Origin of the sequence: Pseudomonas sp. NUPR-001, from assembly GCF_052147955.1 — a bacterium.
In the GTDB taxonomy this organism is placed as follows: domain Bacteria; phylum Pseudomonadota; class Gammaproteobacteria; order Pseudomonadales; family Pseudomonadaceae; genus Aquipseudomonas.
Map to the genome: position 1 here is coordinate 1,352,385 of NZ_CP197353.1, position 15,258 is coordinate 1,367,642.

13 protein-coding genes are annotated in these 15,258 nt (G+C 60.9%); 8 read left to right on the forward strand and 5 right to left on the reverse strand.

Translation table 11 applies throughout. The annotated features are described in order from the left end of the window. Positions 1 to 12 precede the first annotated feature (12 nt). The 5 genes from dinG (at position 13) to pdxH (ending at position 7,514) form a co-directional block, all read left to right on the forward strand. Entirely contained in the window at positions 13 to 2,157 is a 2,145-nt protein-coding gene (gene dinG, locus ACP6KB_RS06285; RefSeq protein WP_442112571.1) for an ATP-dependent DNA helicase DinG, read from the forward strand. A gap of 81 nt (positions 2,158 to 2,238) precedes the next feature. After that, on the forward strand, positions 2,239 to 4,494 hold the full coding sequence (locus tag ACP6KB_RS06290) for a beta-galactosidase (RefSeq protein WP_442112573.1): 2,256 nt from the start codon (positions 2,239 to 2,241) through the stop codon (positions 4,492 to 4,494). 138 nt (positions 4,495 to 4,632) lie between these two features. Next, positions 4,633 to 5,778 carry a serine hydrolase domain-containing protein gene (locus tag ACP6KB_RS06295; RefSeq protein WP_442112575.1) on the forward strand — a complete coding sequence of 382 codons (1,146 nt, stop codon included), beginning with the start codon at positions 4,633 to 4,635 and terminating at the stop codon, positions 5,776 to 5,778. A 98-nt stretch (positions 5,779 to 5,876) separates the two neighbouring features. Continuing rightward, positions 5,877 to 6,848: an OmpA family protein gene (locus ACP6KB_RS06300; RefSeq protein WP_442112577.1), complete on the forward strand. Its 972-nt coding sequence runs from the start codon at positions 5,877 to 5,879 to the stop codon at positions 6,846 to 6,848. An 18-nt stretch (positions 6,849 to 6,866) separates the two neighbouring features. Next, positions 6,867 to 7,514, forward strand: a complete 648-nt coding sequence (pdxH, locus tag ACP6KB_RS06305; protein WP_442112579.1) for a pyridoxamine 5'-phosphate oxidase — start codon at positions 6,867 to 6,869, stop codon at positions 7,512 to 7,514. Here the strand turns inward: pdxH and ACP6KB_RS06310 are convergent. After that, on the reverse strand, positions 7,511 to 7,747 hold the full coding sequence (locus tag ACP6KB_RS06310; protein WP_442112581.1) for a hypothetical protein: 237 nt from the start codon (positions 7,745 to 7,747) through the stop codon (positions 7,511 to 7,513). The genes pdxH and ACP6KB_RS06310 overlap by 4 nt on opposite strands. Positions 7,748 to 7,892: 145 nt before the next feature. Here ACP6KB_RS06310 and ACP6KB_RS06315 point away from each other — a divergent pair, with 145 nt between their 5' ends. Continuing rightward, entirely contained in the window at positions 7,893 to 8,357 is a 465-nt protein-coding gene (locus tag ACP6KB_RS06315; RefSeq protein WP_442112583.1) for a glycine zipper 2TM domain-containing protein, read from the forward strand. Positions 8,358 to 8,486: 129 nt separating this feature from the next. Here the strand turns inward: ACP6KB_RS06315 and nhaA are convergent, their stop codons facing one another. Then, entirely contained in the window at positions 8,487 to 9,665 is a 1,179-nt protein-coding gene (gene nhaA, locus ACP6KB_RS06320; protein ID WP_442112585.1) for a Na+/H+ antiporter NhaA, read from the reverse strand. 220 nt (positions 9,666 to 9,885) lie between these two features. Here nhaA and ACP6KB_RS06325 point away from each other — a divergent pair, with 220 nt between their 5' ends. After that, positions 9,886 to 10,980, forward strand: a complete 1,095-nt coding sequence (locus tag ACP6KB_RS06325) for a PLP-dependent cysteine synthase family protein (protein ID WP_442112587.1) — start codon at positions 9,886 to 9,888, stop codon at positions 10,978 to 10,980. 76 nt (positions 10,981 to 11,056) lie between these two features. On the opposite strand, the gene ACP6KB_RS06330 is transcribed toward ACP6KB_RS06325, so the two are convergent. The 3 genes from ACP6KB_RS06330 to ACP6KB_RS06340 form a co-directional block, all read right to left on the reverse strand. Then, positions 11,057 to 12,664 (reverse strand): NAD(P)/FAD-dependent oxidoreductase, encoded by a 1,608-nt coding sequence (locus tag ACP6KB_RS06330; RefSeq protein WP_442112589.1) that lies wholly within the window; start codon positions 12,662 to 12,664, stop codon positions 11,057 to 11,059. Positions 12,665 to 12,770: 106 nt separating this feature from the next. After that, entirely contained in the window at positions 12,771 to 13,442 is a 672-nt protein-coding gene (locus ACP6KB_RS06335) for a COG3650 family protein (protein WP_442112591.1), read from the reverse strand. Positions 13,443 to 13,512: 70 nt separating this feature from the next. Continuing rightward, positions 13,513 to 14,112: a short chain dehydrogenase gene (locus tag ACP6KB_RS06340; protein WP_442112593.1), complete on the reverse strand. Its 600-nt coding sequence runs from the start codon at positions 14,110 to 14,112 to the stop codon at positions 13,513 to 13,515. A gap of 107 nt (positions 14,113 to 14,219) precedes the next feature. On the opposite strand from ACP6KB_RS06340, the gene ACP6KB_RS06345 reads away from it, so the two are divergent. Further along, the gene (locus tag ACP6KB_RS06345; RefSeq protein ID WP_442112595.1) at positions 14,220 to 15,128 is read left to right on the forward strand and encodes a LysR family transcriptional regulator; all 909 of its coding nucleotides are present in this window, start codon (positions 14,220 to 14,222) and stop codon (positions 15,126 to 15,128) included. Positions 15,129 to 15,258: the final 130 nt, after the last annotated feature.

The window sequence follows — 15,258 nt, forward strand, 5'->3', positions numbered from 1 at the left end:
CGCCCCGACACCATGATCAGCAACGAACTCAAAACCACCATTCAGGGCGCCTATTCGCGTTTTCTCGAAGCCAAGAGCCTCAAGCCTCGCTATGGCCAGCGCCTGATGATCGCCGAAGTCGCCAAAGTACTCGGCGATATCGCCTGCGACGATGAAGGCCGCCGTGCCGGTGACCCTGCGGTGGTAGCGGTCGAGGCCGGTACCGGTACGGGTAAAACCGTTGCCTACAGCCTGGCCTCGATTCCAGCCGCCAAGGCTGCGGGCAAGCGCCTGGTGATCGCCACCGCCACGGTGGCCCTGCAGGAACAGATCGTCTTCAAAGACCTGCCCGACCTGATGCGCAACAGTGGCCTGAACTTCAGCTTCGCCCTGGCCAAGGGCCGTGGCCGTTATTTGTGCCTCTCCAAGCTCGACCTGCTGCTGCAGGAGGGCCATGCACAATCGGCCACTGCCCAGCTGTTCGAAGAAGAAGGCTTCAAGATCGAAGTCGATGAGGCCAGCCAGAAGCTTTACACCAGCATGATCGAAAAGCTCGCCGGTAACCGTTGGGACGGTGACCGCGACAGCTGGCCCCAAGCCCTGGAAGACCAGGACTGGGCGCGCCTGACCACCGATCATAGCCAGTGCACCGGCCGTCATTGCCCCAATTTTGGCCAGTGCACGTTCTATAAGGCCCGTGAGGGCATGGGCAAGGTCGATGTGATTGTCACCAACCACGACATGGTCCTGGCTGACCTGGCCCTGGGCGGTGGAGCGGTGCTGCCGGACCCTCGCGACACGATTTACGTGTTCGACGAAGGCCACCACCTGCCCGACAAGGCCATCGGCCATTTTGCGCATTACACCCGCCTGCGCTCCACCGCCGACTGGCTTGAGCAAACCGCCAAGAACCTGACCAAATTGCTGGCCCAGCACCCCTTGCCGGGTGACTTGGGCAAGCTGATCGAGCAGGTGCCGGAACTGGCGCGCGAAATCAAGGCGCAGCAGCAATTCATGTTCAGTGCCTGCGAACAGGTGGCAGATTTTCGCCCCGGCGAAGACATGGAAGGCCGCGAACGGCCGCGCCATCGCTTCGAGGGCGGCGTGGTACCTGAGCACATGCGCGAGATGGGCATCGAGCTGAAAAAAGGTTTCTCACGCCTGACCGACTTGTTCACTCGCCTGACTGACCTGCTCAAGGAAGGTATGGATGCCGAGGTGAACATCGGTATTGCCAGCCATCAGGCCGAAGAGTGGTACCCGCTGTTCGGTAGCCTGTTGATGCGTGCCCAGGGCAACTGGGAGCTGTGGACTGCGTTCACCACCGAAGACCCTGAAGACAGCCCGCCCATGGCCCGCTGGCTGACCCTGGCTGAAAGCGGTGCGCTGTTCGACATCGAGGTTAATGCCAGCCCGATCCTTGCGGCCGAAATGCTACGGCGCAACTTGTGGAATGTGGCCCACGGTGCGCTGGTCACCTCGGCAACCTTGACTGCCCTGGGTAAGTTCGATCGTTTCCGCATGCGTGCCGGCTTGCCCAAAGATGCTGTCACCGCTGTCGTGCCCAGCCCTTTCCATCATGTCGATGCCGGAGTGTTGCGGGTGCCGGATTTGCGTGCCGATCCCCGCGATGCGGTCGCGCACACGGCGGCCATCATTCGCGACCTGCCCGAGCTGGTGGAAGGTTCGCGTGGCTCGCTGGTGCTGTTCTCTTCGCGCAAGCAGATGCAGGACGTGTTCGACGGCCTGGATCGCGACTGGCGCAAGCAGGTGTTCATCCAGGGCAACCTGTCCAAGCAGGAAACCCTCAACAAGCACAAGGCCCGCGTCGATGGTGGCGATTCCAGCGTCTTGTTCGGCCTGGCCAGCTTTGCCGAAGGAGTCGACTTGCCAGGGGCCTACTGTGAGCATGTGGTGATCGCCAAGATCCCCTTCGCCGTCCCCGATGACCCGGTCGAAGCGGCACTGGCCGAGTGGATCGAAGCCCGCGGCGGTAACCCGTTCATGGAAATCGCCGTGCCAGACGCCTCGTTACGCCTGATCCAGGCCTGCGGTCGCCTGCTGCGCACTGAAGAAGACCGCGGCACCATCACCTTGCTGGATCGACGTGTGGTCACCCAGCGCTATGGCAAAGCTATTCTCAATGCGCTGCCGCCGTTTCGCCGGGAAATTTCCTGAGCCCCGGGGATCTATGCGCCGGGGCGTTGTCTATGTCTGAGTTCAAGGCCCGCAAGGGCCCTCAAGGAGAGTTCCAGCCCTATGATTCGCCGTACCTTGCCTGCTGTCTTCGCACTGTTGTTCAGCACACCGCTGCTGGCCGGACAACAGACGCTGTTCAGCTTCGTGCGCCCGGCCGCCGTGGTCAACGTGGTAACCGAAGACGCCAGCCTGCCGCAATACAATGCAGAGCAGACGGCCGAGGGCGAAGTGTTGCGGCGTGTGGTGTTCAATCCGGTGCAGCGCCCCAGCCTGCGTTTGAGCCCACAAAGTGGTGCGTGGGACTGGTCGACAGCAACGGCCATGACGCTGCGTTTGCAAAGTGCGATGGATTGGCCGCTAACCGTGGACGTCACGGTAGTGAGCAGCGACGGCAAAACCCTCACCAGCCGTATCGACCTGCCCGCCGGGCCTGCGCAAACGGTGCTGGTGCCGCTGACCGCCAACTCGCCGCTGAGCCAGGGCATGCGTGCCGGCCCGCCGATGCCCTGGGTGCATGAGGGGCAGCGCTGGCTGCTGACCAGCAGCAGTGGTGCGGTGGATTTGAAGCAAGTGGTGTCGGTGACCTTGTCGATGAACAAGCCCAATGTCGCCCAGAGCCTGTTGATTGAACGTGTCGGCATCCAGGATGACGACCAGGTGCAAAAGGCCGTGTATACCGGCTTGATCGATGCCTATGGCCAATCCACGCGAGGCCGCTGGCCGGAGAAAATTGTCAGCGATGACCAGCTCAAGGCCGCCGCAAGCCGTGAGCAGCAGCAACTCAAGGGCTGGCTGGCCGAGCGCAGCCAATTGCCTCGCGATCGCTTTGGTGGTGTCACCAGCGGGCCGAGTTTCGAGGCCAAGGGCTTCTTCCGTACCGAGAAGCGCGACGGGCGCTGGTACCTGGTTACCCCTGAAGGCCATCCGTTCTACTCGTTGGGCGTCAACACGGTGGCTGTTGATGGTGGGCGCACCTACGTTGCCGGGCGTGAAGCCATGTTCACGGCGTTGCCGCAAGCAGGCGAGCCGTTGGCGCAGTTCTATGGCGAGGGTAACAACAACGACGGTAACGGCTCGTCCAGCGGGCGCAATTTCAATCAAGGCCGCTGGTTTGACTTCTACGCGGCCAACCTTGAGCGCAGCTATGGCAAACCCTGCACGCCGACTGCTGCAACCGGCACTGCGGCGGCAGTGGAATGCCCAGCCCCGGCGCTAGACCTGCAGCGTTGGCAAGGGCACACCCTCGATCGCCTGCAGGCCTGGGGTTTCAATACCCTGGGCAATTGGAGCGAACCTGCACTGGGGCAGGCTGACCGCATGCCTTACACCTTGCCACTGTCGATTGTTGGCGATTACACCAGCATCAGTACCGGGATGGACTGGTGGGGGCGGATGCCCGATCCGTTCGACCCGCGTTTTGCCATGGCCACCGAGCGGGCTGTGGCTATCGCAGCCCGTGACCACCGAGACGACCCGTGGCTGATTGGCTACTTCGCTGACAATGAGCTGGCCTGGGCCGCCCCGGGCGATGATCCCAAGGCGCGTTACGCCCTGGCCTACGGCACCCTGCGCCTGACCACCGACGTACCGGCTAAACGGGCCTTTCTCAAGCAATTGCGCGACAAATACCGTAACCAGGCAGGCCTGTCCAAGGCCTGGGGTATCGAGCTGAGCGCCTGGGAGCTGATGGAAGACCCAGGCTTTGAGCCGCCACTGCCGAGCGCGGAATACCCTGAAATCGAGGCCGACTTCAAGCACTTCCAGAAAGTCTTCGCCGACACTTATTTCAAAACCATTGCCGATTCGCTCAAGTGGCATGCACCCAATCACTTGCTGCTGGGTGGCCGTTACGCGGTCAGCACACCGGAAGCAGTGGCGGCCTGTGCCGAGTTCTGTGATGTCCTGAGTTTCAACTTCTACACCCCCAAACCCCAGGACGGCTACGACTTCGCTCAGCTCAATGCCTTGGACAAGCCAGTGCTGGTATCGGAATTCCAGTTCGGGTCGCGCGACCGCGGGCCGTTCTGGCCCGGGCCGATGGAAGTGGCCAAGGAAGAAGGGCGCGGTCCGGCCTATGCCGCTTTCGTCAAGGCGGCGCTGGCTGAACCGTCGATTGTCGGCGTGCACTGGTTCCAGTACCTCGACCAGCCTGCCAGCGGGCGTTTGCTCGATGGCGAGAACGGTCACTTCGGCTTGGTAGGCATCACTGATGTGCCGTTCCAGGGCTTTGTCGGCAGTGTGCGTAAAAGCAACCTGCAAGCGCAGGAGCAGATTGGCAAGGCCCCGGCCGCTGATCAGGTTGGCAAAGCCCGCTAACAATGGCCTGGCAGCCCGCGGTGCAGTAAGCGCGGCGGGCCGCTGAACCAGCCCCTGACTGATGTCTGTTCCCAAAAGCCTCGCAGGCTGAAACAATGCACGCCATTTTCGACAGCAGTGTGCGTGAGGAGCGGCCGGGTGCAGATTCAGGGTCATTACGAGCTTAAGTTCGAAGCCGTGCGTGAAGCCTTTGCAGCGTTGTTCGACGACCATCAGGAACGTGGTGCGGCGCTGTGCATTCAGGTGGGTGGCGAGACCGTCGTTGACCTCTGGTCCGGTACCGCCGACAAAGACGGCGCCGAAGCCTGGCACAGCGATACCATCGCCAACCTGTTCTCCTGCACCAAGATGTTCACCGCCGTGACGGCTTTGCAACTGGTAGGCGAGGGCAAGCTCGACCTCGATGTTCCGGTAGCGCGTTACTGGCCGGAGTTCGCCCAGGCGGATAAACAAGCCATTACCCTGCGCCAGTTGCTCAGTCATCGGGCGGGTGTACCTGCGCTGCGTGAGCAACTGCCACCGGCAGCCTTGTACGACTGGCAAACCATGGTGCAGGCCCTGGCCGCCGAGGCACCTTGGTGGACACCGGGCACCGCCCATGGCTATGCGGCGATCACCTACGGCTGGCTGATTGGCGAGCTGATCCGGCGTGCCGACGGCCGCAGCCCGGGCGAATCGATCGTTGCCCGTACAGCACGCCCGCTGGGCCTGGACTTCCACATCGGCCTGGCCGACGAGGACTTCCCGCGGGTTGCCCATGTCGCCCGTGGCAAGGGCAATATGGGTGATGCCGCCGCTCAGCGGCTGGTGCAGGTTACGATGCACGAACCGCAGGCGTTGTCTTCGCGCGCGTTCACCAACCCCCCAGGTATGCTCACCAGCACCAACAAACCTGAATGGCGGCGGATGCAGCAGCCCGCGGCCAACGGTCATGGCAATGCCCGTAGCCTGGCCGGGTTTTATGCCGGTCTGCTCGACGGCAGCCTGCTGGAGTCCGAACTGCTCGATGAGCTGACACGCGAGCACAGCCTGGGCGAAGACAAAACCCTATTGACCCAAACCCGCTTTGGCCTGGGCTGCATGCTGGATCAACCGAGCGTGGCCAATGCCACCTTTGGTCTGGGCGGCAAAGCCTTTGGTCACCCCGGCGCCGGAGGGTCTGTTGGTTTCGCCGATCCGGAGTACGATGTCGCCTTTGGTTTTGTCACCAATACCCTGGGCCCTTATGTGTTGATGGACCCGCGTGCGCAGAAACTGGTGAGGGTCTTGGCAAGTTGCCTTTGATCGGTTAACCGCCGTATAGCCTGAACCCTTTGGCTATCCTGAATTCCAAGCCTTGCGCTATTGGGCCGTTTTTCTTTCATTTTCATGGTGTATCTCAGATGTCTTCACACAAAACCTTAGCTATCGCCCTGTGCCTGGCCATGACCGGTTGCGCCCAGCACTCTCAGAAAGGCACGGCTGACAGCGGGATTGACTGGTGGCCTTTTGGTTCGGACCAAGTTGCCAGCCAGGAAGTGAAAGAGGTCGTTGTCGATAAAGTCGCCAAGGCCGATGCCAAATCCGAGAGCAACAGCCGCTGGTGGTGGCCGTTCGGTGACAGCGACAAGGCAAAGGTTGCCGCTGTACCGAAAATCGATCACAAAGCCACCCAGGCCTGGCTGGACAGCTACGAGCCGCGCTTGCGCGAAGCGATCAAAGACAGCAAGTTCGAGCTTGAGCGCCGTGAAGACGTGCTGGTCGTGACCGTGCCAGTCGACAGTTCCTACAACCCGGACCGTCCGGCCATGCTGCTGCCGGTCACTTTGGGGCCGATCACCCGTGTGGCCAAAGCTATTGAAACCGACAAGCAAACCGCTGTGCTGGTGCTGGGCCATGCCGACACCAGCGGCGCTGCTGCCGGTAACCAGAAGCTCAGCCAGGAGCGTGCCCAGTCGATCGCAGCGATCTTCCGCCTCAGCGGCCTGGAGCGTGATCGCCTGATGCTGCGTGGCATGGGCTCGGAAATGCCACGTGCAGCCAACGACAGCCTGCAGGGCCGTTCGCTCAATCGTCGGGTAGAGATGGTGCTGACCCCACAAAACACCATGGTCGCCTTGCTGGCCAAGTACAAGCAGCCTACGCCAAGCCCGGCCGAGCTGGTTGCGGTGCAAGATGCCAAGGCTCCGGTCAAGGCAGCGGTAGCTCCTGCAGCCAAGGCCCCGGCTAAAAAGGCCAGCGCCAGCAAAAAAGCCACCCCGGCCAAGGCCACCACCGCCAAAAAGAAAGCCCCTGCAGCCAAGCCCGCCGCTAAAAAGCCGGCGCCCGCTGCCAAGAAAGTGGCTGCCAACACTAGCCCTGCGAAGACCAACTAATCGTCAAGGAACGCAGCAATGACCCAAACCCTGGCCGATATGCGCCGCGACTACACCCGTGATGGCCTGGCCGAAGCCCAGGCCCCGGCGGAGCCTTTCGCGTTGTTTCGCCAATGGTTCGCTGACGCCGTGAAAACCGAGCAGCCGCCCGTCGAAGCCAATGCCATGACCGTGGCAACGGTAGATGCTGACGGCCGCCCACACTGCCGGATCCTGTTGCTCAAGGGGCTGGATGAACAAGGTTTTACCTTCTTCACCAACTACGACAGTGCCAAGGGCCAGCAACTGCAGGCCAACCCGTTCGCGGCGATGACGTTCTTCTGGCCTGCGCTGGAGCGTCAGGTGCGCATTGAGGGGCGTGTGGTCAAAGTGACGCCAGAGGAGTCGGATGAGTATTACCAGGTGCGGCCATTGGGCAGCCGCCTGGGCGCCTGGGCCTCGCCGCAGAGCCAGGTGATTGCTGATCGCGCCGAGCTCGAAGGTCTGGTCAAGGCGACCGAGCAACGCTTCAGCGACAGCCAGCCGCATTGCCCGGAACACTGGGGCGGCTACCGTTTGCTGCCAGAGCGTATCGAGTTCTGGCAAGGGCGTGCCAGCCGCTTGCACGACCGCCTCAACTACCGTCTGCAACAAGGCGCCTGGTTGCGCGAACGTCTGGCGCCTTAACCCGCCCGGTAACCGGCGGCCTCGCGTTCCAGCCAGGCCGCCAGCTCGGCACGTTTGACCTTTTGCGCCCTGGCGTTGTCCAGACATTTAAGCATGTAAGCCTTCTTGCCTTCGTCCGCACCGGCCATTGAAAGCGCCAGGTCGCGGTCCATCCAGCGGCGGATGCGTACGTACAACCACCAGTGAAAATACAAACCCGCCACAGTCGTAATGACGACGATGAAGTAATCCATGTCTATCCTTGCGCTAAACGTTTTCAGGCTGCATCGATGACACAGGCTGTATGGAAGCTGAATGGAATCAATTTTACTCCGCCTCAGCCGTGACAGGCGTCAATGTGCGGAGTCTAATAAACACCTGACTTTTGGAGATCATCCTATGCGTAAATCTGTTTTGCTGGTTGCCTGCTTTACCACCCTGTCGCTGCTGCTCACCGGCTGTGCGTCCAGCCTGACGGGTGACTCCTACTCGCGTGACGAAGCTCGCCGTGTACAAACCGTGCGCATGGGTACCATCGAAGCGCTGCGTCCGGTGAAAATCGAAGGTACCAAGACCCCTATCGGTGGTGGCGCTGGTGCTGTTGTCGGTGGTGTAGCCGGTAGTGCCATCGGTGGTGGTCGTGGCAGCATCGTTGCTGCGGTCATTGGTGCCGTGGCCGGTGGCCTGGCGGGTTCTGCCGCTGAAGAAGGTCTGACCCGTACCCAAGGCGTTGAAATCACCGTGCGTGAAGATGACGGCAGCATGCGTGCCTATGTTCAGGCAGTCCAGGAAAACGAGATTTTCCGTGTGGGCGAGCGTGTTCGTATCATGACCGTTGACGGTACCAGCCGCGTTTCTCACTGATACCTAAGTAACAATAAAAACCCCGACTCGGCAGTGCCGGTCGGGGTTTTTTTGTGTGGGAGCGGGCTTGCCCCGCGATTGCAGTGTCAGTACCGCCGCTATCGCGGGGCAAGCCCGCTCCTACAGGCGTCAGGCAACCGGGGCCTTGCGGCTGGCCAGTGCGGTCACGCTGTAACCGATCAGCGCAGCAAGAATGGAACCGGTGAGAATGCCCATGCGGTCCATGCCGGCGTACTCACTGCTGCCCGGAACAAAGGCCAGCGAACCGACGAACAGGCTCATGGTGAAGCCGATACCGCAGAGGATCGCCACACCCAATACCTGACCCCAGTTGGCGCCACTTGGCAGGGCCGCCATGCCAAGTTTGACCGCCAACCAGGTCAAGCCGAATACCCCCACGGTCTTGCCCAGCAGCAGGCCAACGGCAATGCCCATCGGCACGTAGTGGGTGAAGCTTTCCAGGGTTACGCCTGCCAGCGATACCCCGGCATTGGCAAACGCGAACAAGGGCAGAATGCCGTAGGCCACCCAGGGATGCAGGGCATGCTCAAGCGTGAGCAGTGGCGACGGCTCGGCATTGCGGGTGCGCAAGGGGATGCACAGGGCCAGGGTGACCCCGGCGAGGGTCGCGTGGACGCCGCTCTTGAGTACGCAAACCCAGAGGATCAGGCCAACCACCATGTAGGGGCCGAGTTTGACCACGCCGAGGCGGTTCATGGCGATCAGGGCCAACAGGCAGGCAGCAGCCAGCATCAGCGACAGGCTCGACAGTTCACCCGAGTAAAACAGCGCGATGACAATGATTGCGCCCAGGTCATCGATAATCGCCAGGGTCATCAAAAACAGTTTGAGCGACACCGGTACACGCTTGCCCAGCAGTGCCAGCACGCCCAGGGCAAAGGCGATGTCGGTGGCCATGGGAATGGCCCAGCCGGCAATCGCGGCAGGGTTGTCCTTGTTCAGGAACCAGTAGATCAGCGCCGGAACCACCATACCGCCAATCGCTGCAGCGCCTGGGAGGACGATCTGCGACGGCTTGGACAAATGGCCATCGATGATTTCGCGCTTGACCTCAAGGCCGATCAACAGAAAGAACAGGGCCATCAGGCCGTCGTTGATCCACAGCAGCAAGGGCTTGGCGATTTTCAGGGCGCCGATCTGGGCGACCACAGGCACATCCAGCAAGCCGTTGTACAAGTACGACAACGGCGAGTTGTTGATGATCAGGGCCAGGGCGGCTGCAGCAATCAGCAATAGACCGCTGGCAGCTTCCAACTGAAAGAAACGAGTGAAAGTGCTACGCAGCAAGGGCGCTCTCCATCCTGAGGGTTCTGATAGGGGCACACCCTACCCTGTGAGGATATGCTTTCAAACAAAAACTATATTCTTTTTTGTTATAAGCTGTGACTAACCCGTCGAGGGCAGCCTAGCAGTTGGCCGGAAACATTTTGCCTGGCTGTACCTGTTGATGATGTAGGGACTTTCTTAACATGATCACTTGTACATCGATCTTTTTCGGGACTGGACCATGAACGATCACCGTCAGTGGGCACGTGAAGCTATTCGCATCATCGAGGCCGACTTCCAACGCAGTGCCGATACGCACCTGATTCCGCTACCGTTGCCGGGCTTTCCTGAGGTCGAGCTGTATTTCAAGGATGAATCCAGCCACCCCACCGGAAGCTTGAAGCACCGCCTGGCCCGCTCGCTGTTCCTGTATGCCTTGTGTAATGGCTGGCTGCAGCCCGGCGCGCCAGTGATCGAGGCGTCCAGTGGCTCGACGGCAATCTCTGAAGCTTACTTCGCACGCTTGCTTGGCCTGCCGTTCATTGCTGTGGTGCCTGCCAGCACCTCACAGGAAAAGATCGCGCAGATTGCGTTCTATGGCGGCCAGAGTCACCTGGTGGACGATCCGACCCAGCTGTATGCGGAATCCGAGCGCCTGGCGCGTGAAACCGGCGGTCATTTCATGGACCAGTTCACCTACGCCGAGCGCGCAACCGACTGGCGAGCCAATAACAACATTGCCGAATCGATCTTTACCCAGATGCGTTTTGAGCGGCACCCGGAACCGGCCTGGTTGATTTCCAGCCCGGGTACAGGGGGGACCACTGCGACCCTCGGACGCTATGTGCGCTATCGCCAGCATGTAACGCGGGTGCTGTGTGCAGATGCCGAGCGCTCGGTGTTTTTCGACAGCTACACCAGTGGTGACCGCTCGTTGTCGCTGGACTGCGGGTCTGGAATCGAAGGCATTGGTCGACCGCGTGTTGAAGCGTCATTTCTGCCGCAGGTCATCGACGCCATGGTCAAAGTGCCCGATGCACTGTCGCTGGCGGCAATGCATTACCTGGCTGAGCGATTAGGACGGCGGGTGGGCGGTTCGAGTGGTACCAACCTGATTGGTGCGCTGATGGCTGCGCAACAGATGAAGGCAGCAGGAGAGGCCGGGTCGATTGTGGCCATTCTCTGCGATGGCGGCGATCGCTATGCGACCACGTATTACGATCAGGATTGGCTGGCGGGGCAGGGGTATGAGTTGGCAGCGTTGATTTCGGCGGTACGCGCCTGTGTGGAGCAGGGACAGGCGTTGCCAGAAGCGGTTTTGCGGGCGGGGATTTGAAGGCCATCGCGGGGCAAGCCCGCTCCCACCGGAAAGGTCTGGTGGGAGCGGGCTTGCCCCGCGAAAGCGATCAGGCTTAGATACCCAACATGCTGCGCGCCACTGCTTCGGCAATCCGAATGCCGTCAACGCCAGCCGAGAGGATACCACCGGCATAACCGGCACCTTCGCCCGCCGGGAACAGACCCTTGAGGTTCAGACTCTGCATGCTGGCATCACGGGTGATACGCAGCGGTGAGGATGTACGCGTCTCGATCCCGGTCAACACGGCGTCATGCAGGTTGTAGCCCTTGATCTGACGATCGAAGGCCGGCAAGGCCTCGCGAATCGCCTCGATGGCAAAGTCAGGCAGGCTCGGAGCCAGGTCGCCAAGGTTGACGCCCGGCTTGTACGACGGCTCGACACTGCCCAGCGCGGTGGACGGCCGACCGGCGACAAAGTCGCCCACCAACTGGGCTGGCGCCTGGTAGTTGCTGCCGCCCAGTACATAGGCGTGGGCTTCCAGTTGCTCCTGCAACTCGATACCGGCCAGCGGGCCGCCCGGGTAATCCTGCTCCGGAGTAATACCCACAACGATACCGGAGTTGGCATTACGCTCGTTCCGCGAATACTGGCTCATGCCGTTGGTGACGACCCGGCCTGGCTCGCTGGTGGCCGCAACGACAGTACCGCCTGGGCACATGCAGAAGCTGTACACCGAACGGCCGTTCTTGGCGTGGTGCACCAGTTTGTAGTCGGCCGCGCCCAGTTTAGGGTGGCCGGCGTATTTGCCCAGGCGGGCCTGGTCGATAAGCGACTGCGGGTGCTCGATCCGGAAACCGATCGAGAAGGGTTTGGCTTCCATGAACACGCCACGGGCGTGCAGCATGCGGAAGGTGTCACGGGCGCTGTGACCCAGTGCCAGTACCACATGGCGGGAAAGCAGCTGTTCGCCGCTGGCCAGTACCACGCCATTGAGTTGACCGTCTTCCATCAACAGGTCAGTCACTTTCTCTTCGAAGCGTACTTCGCCACCCAGCGCGTGGATCTCGTGGCGCATGTTTTCGACCATGCCGGTCAGGCGGAAGGTACCGATGTGCGGCTTGCTGACATACAGAATTTCTTCTGGCGCGCCTGCTTTGACGAACTCGTGCAGTACTTTGCGGCCATGATGGTGCGGGTCTTTGATCTGGCTGTAGAGTTTGCCGTCGGAGAAGGTCCCGGCACCGCCTTCACCGAACTGCACGTTCGACTCTGGGTTGAGCACGCTTTTGCGCCACAGGCCCCAGGTATCCTTGGTGCGTTGGCGTACTTCCTTGCCTCGCTCGAGGATGATTGGCTTGAAGCCCATTTGCGCCAGCAGCAGGCCGGCGAAAATCCCGCAGGGGCCGAAACCAACGACAATCGGACGCTCCTGCAGGTCGGCAGGCGCCTGGCCAACCACTTTGTAGCTGACATCCGGGGCGACGTTGACGTTGTGGTCGTCGGCGAACCTGCGCAACAGCTCGGCTTCGTTGCTGGCGTTCAGGTCGATGGTGTAGATGAACAGCATTTCGCTGTTCTTCTTGCGGGCATCATAGCTGCGCTTGAACAGGGTGAAGTCCAGCAACTGCTCGTCGCTGATCCCCAGGCGTTGCACGATGGCCTCGCGCAGGGCTTCATCAGGATGATCCAGCGGCAGCTTCAGTTCGGTGATTCGTAACATGGCAGGGTCCAGTATCCCGGCCATGAACGGCCGGCGGCTTTACACAAACCGCCAAGTATAAGCTGTTCACCGCCTTTGCAGGCAGGATAAACGCAGGCGCCGATGATCAGTCGCTGCGCGAGCCACCGTAATAGGCGCAACCGCGCATGGTTTTGCCATCAACGCGCAATTCGGCACTCAAGTGGCTGACCGCACCGCTCATGCTGTCGACACAGCGTTGTGGGGCAACCCAGAGGTCTACGCGCTGGCCATTGGCTTCAGTGCTGAGGTTGTAACGCCCGTCTGGCAATTGCTCTTCCAGGAACGGCACAGCCAGCTCTGGCACGCCCGGGCGGGTCAGGACCATGCCCTTGCCACTGGCTTTGAGGTCCCAGTCCGGCTCATTGCCGTGCGCGCGCAGGGTCAGGCGCTTGAAGTTGGGGTCGCTGCAGGCACTGTTGGAGTGCTCTACCCGATACAACCGCTGCACATTCAGCTGTCCATCGTTGCCGGCGTTCTGGCTGGTGGAAAGGTTGCCGCTGACATCGGCAAACAAGGTGCCGGGTTCACTGGCCAGTGCCGAGGCTTCCTGCAGCAGGCCGGTGTTGCCGCTATCGGCAATGGCAAAGTGGCGGCTTTCGCTGCAGGGTTTGAACAGCAGCTGGCCACCCTTGGCGCTCAGCTCACCTTGCATGCGGGTCATGCCGGCCGTGGGCGACTGCGGTTTTTCGGCCAGCATCTGGCAGCCGGCAAACAGCGGCAGCAGGGCGACAAGCAATAACGAAGGGGCGGCACGCATCGAGCAAACTCCAGGGTCTCTACCGAAAGGTGCCGCCACGTTACTCAGGCTGGGCGCCGATCACAAGGCCTCAGCCGACATGATAGGTTTGCCCGGTCTGCAGGCCCTCGACACTCTTGGCATAGGCCAGTGCCACCTCGGCCGCCGGTACCGGTTTGAAACCGCGAAAGTACGGGGCGTAGGCTGGCATTGCTTCGACCAGTACGTTCGGGCTGATCGAATTGACCCGCAGGCCGCGCGGCAGCTCGATGGCCGCCGCTTTGACGAAGGCGTCGATGGCACCGTTGACCAGGCTGGCCGAAGCACCGCTGCGAATAGGGTCATGGCTGGTGACACCGGTGGTGAAGGTGAACGAGCCACCGTCGTTAATGAACTCACGACCGATCAGCAGTAGGTTGACCTGGCCCATGAGTTTATCGTTCAGGCCCAAGGCAAAATGCGCTTCGGTCATCTCGTCCAATGGGGCAAAGGTGACATTCCCCGCTGCGCAAACCAGCGCATCGAAACGCCCGGTTTGCTCGAACAAGCGGCGAATCGAGGCGCTGTCGCTGATATCGACCTGATAATCGCCGCTGCTGCGACCAATGCGCAGCACTTCATGACGCTGCTCAAGTTCTTTGGCTACCGCCGAGCCGATAGTGCCGTTGGCGCCGATCAAGAGGATTTTCATTGAACCGTTCCTTGTAGGAGGTGAGGACAAGGCTCAAGTCTAGGGTGGATTTTTCTGCGGATAAGCGTGCTAATGGGCAACCTTTGGTTTTCATTTGGAAACAGTCCATGAGCGAGCTGGATGATCTGGCAGCCTTTGCCGTGTTGATGGATGCCGGTAGTTTCACCGTGGCTGCACAGCAACTGGGTTGGAGCAAGGGCCAGTTGTCCAAGCGTATTACTGCATTGGAAACCAGCCACTCGGTCAAACTGTTGCATCGCACCACCCGGCGCCTGAGCTTGACTGCGGCCGGCGCGATGTTGTTGCCCCAGGCCCAGGCCTTGGTGCGGCAAATGAATGGCGCCCGCCAAACCCTGGCCATGCTCAAGGATGAATTGGCCGGCCCAGTGCGTATGACCGTGCCGGTGTCTTTAGGGGAGACGTTTTTCGAAGGCTTGCTTCTGGAATTTACCCAGCGCTACCCCGACCTGCGGCTGGAGCTGGAGCTGAACAACGGGTACCGGGATTTGCTCGCTGATGGCTTTGACCTGGCGATCCGTACCGAGGTTGAGGACGATGCCCGACTGGTCGCTCGCCCGGTATTGGCCATGCAGGAACTGACCTGTGCCAGCCCGGCTTACCTTGAACGTCATGGGACGCCGGATACACCGATGCAGTTGAGTGGCCATCGATGCTTGCTCAACAGCCACTACAGCGGGCGCGAAGAATGGCTGTATCACCAGCAACATGAGCTGTTGCGGGTGCAGGTCAGTGGCAGCTTTGCCAGTAACCACTACAGCTTGCTGAAGAAAGCGGCATTGCTGGGAGCCGGGATTGCCCGCTTACCGTCCTACATGTTGCATGCGGAGTTGGCGGATGGGCGCTTGCAATGGTTGTTGCGTGATTATCAAACCCGCAGCGTGCCTTTATTTCTGGTTCACCCTTATCAGGGCAGGATGCCCAAGCGGGTGCAAGTGCTCGTCGACTACTTGATGCATTGGTTCAAGGGAAGCGGTCAGGTACTGCTGACCTTGTAGGAGCGGGCTTGCCCCGCGATTGCGGTGAGTCAGCAACATCGTATCGCGGGGCAAGCCCGCTCCTACCGGAGGTTGGGTTTAGTGGCAGCTAAAAATGAAAAAAGGCCCGAAGGCCTTTTTTCACGGGTTG

Excerpts from the sequence above, each read along its gene's own strand:
- ACP6KB_RS06330 (WP_442112589.1), bottom strand. The coding sequence starts at position 12,664 with ATGTTACGAATCACCGAACTGAAGCTGCCGCTGGATCATCCTGATGAA.
- ACP6KB_RS06310 (WP_442112581.1), bottom strand. The coding sequence starts at position 7,747 with ATGGATTACTTCATCGTCGTCATTACGACTGTGGCGGGTTTGTATTTT.
- ACP6KB_RS06290 (WP_442112573.1), top strand. The coding sequence starts at position 2,239 with ATGATTCGCCGTACCTTGCCTGCTGTCTTCGCACTGTTGTTCAGCACA.
- ACP6KB_RS06300 (WP_442112577.1), top strand. The coding sequence starts at position 5,877 with ATGTCTTCACACAAAACCTTAGCTATCGCCCTGTGCCTGGCCATGACC.
- ACP6KB_RS06340 (WP_442112593.1), bottom strand. The coding sequence starts at position 14,112 with ATGAAAATCCTCTTGATCGGCGCCAACGGCACTATCGGCTCGGCGGTA.
- pdxH (WP_442112579.1), top strand. The coding sequence starts at position 6,867 with ATGACCCAAACCCTGGCCGATATGCGCCGCGACTACACCCGTGATGGC.
- ACP6KB_RS06325 (WP_442112587.1), top strand. The coding sequence starts at position 9,886 with ATGAACGATCACCGTCAGTGGGCACGTGAAGCTATTCGCATCATCGAG.
- ACP6KB_RS06345 (WP_442112595.1), top strand. The coding sequence starts at position 14,220 with ATGAGCGAGCTGGATGATCTGGCAGCCTTTGCCGTGTTGATGGATGCC.
- ACP6KB_RS06335 (WP_442112591.1), bottom strand. The coding sequence starts at position 13,442 with ATGCGTGCCGCCCCTTCGTTATTGCTTGTCGCCCTGCTGCCGCTGTTT.
- dinG (WP_442112571.1), top strand. The coding sequence starts at position 13 with ATGATCAGCAACGAACTCAAAACCACCATTCAGGGCGCCTATTCGCGT.
- ACP6KB_RS06315 (WP_442112583.1), top strand. The coding sequence starts at position 7,893 with ATGCGTAAATCTGTTTTGCTGGTTGCCTGCTTTACCACCCTGTCGCTG.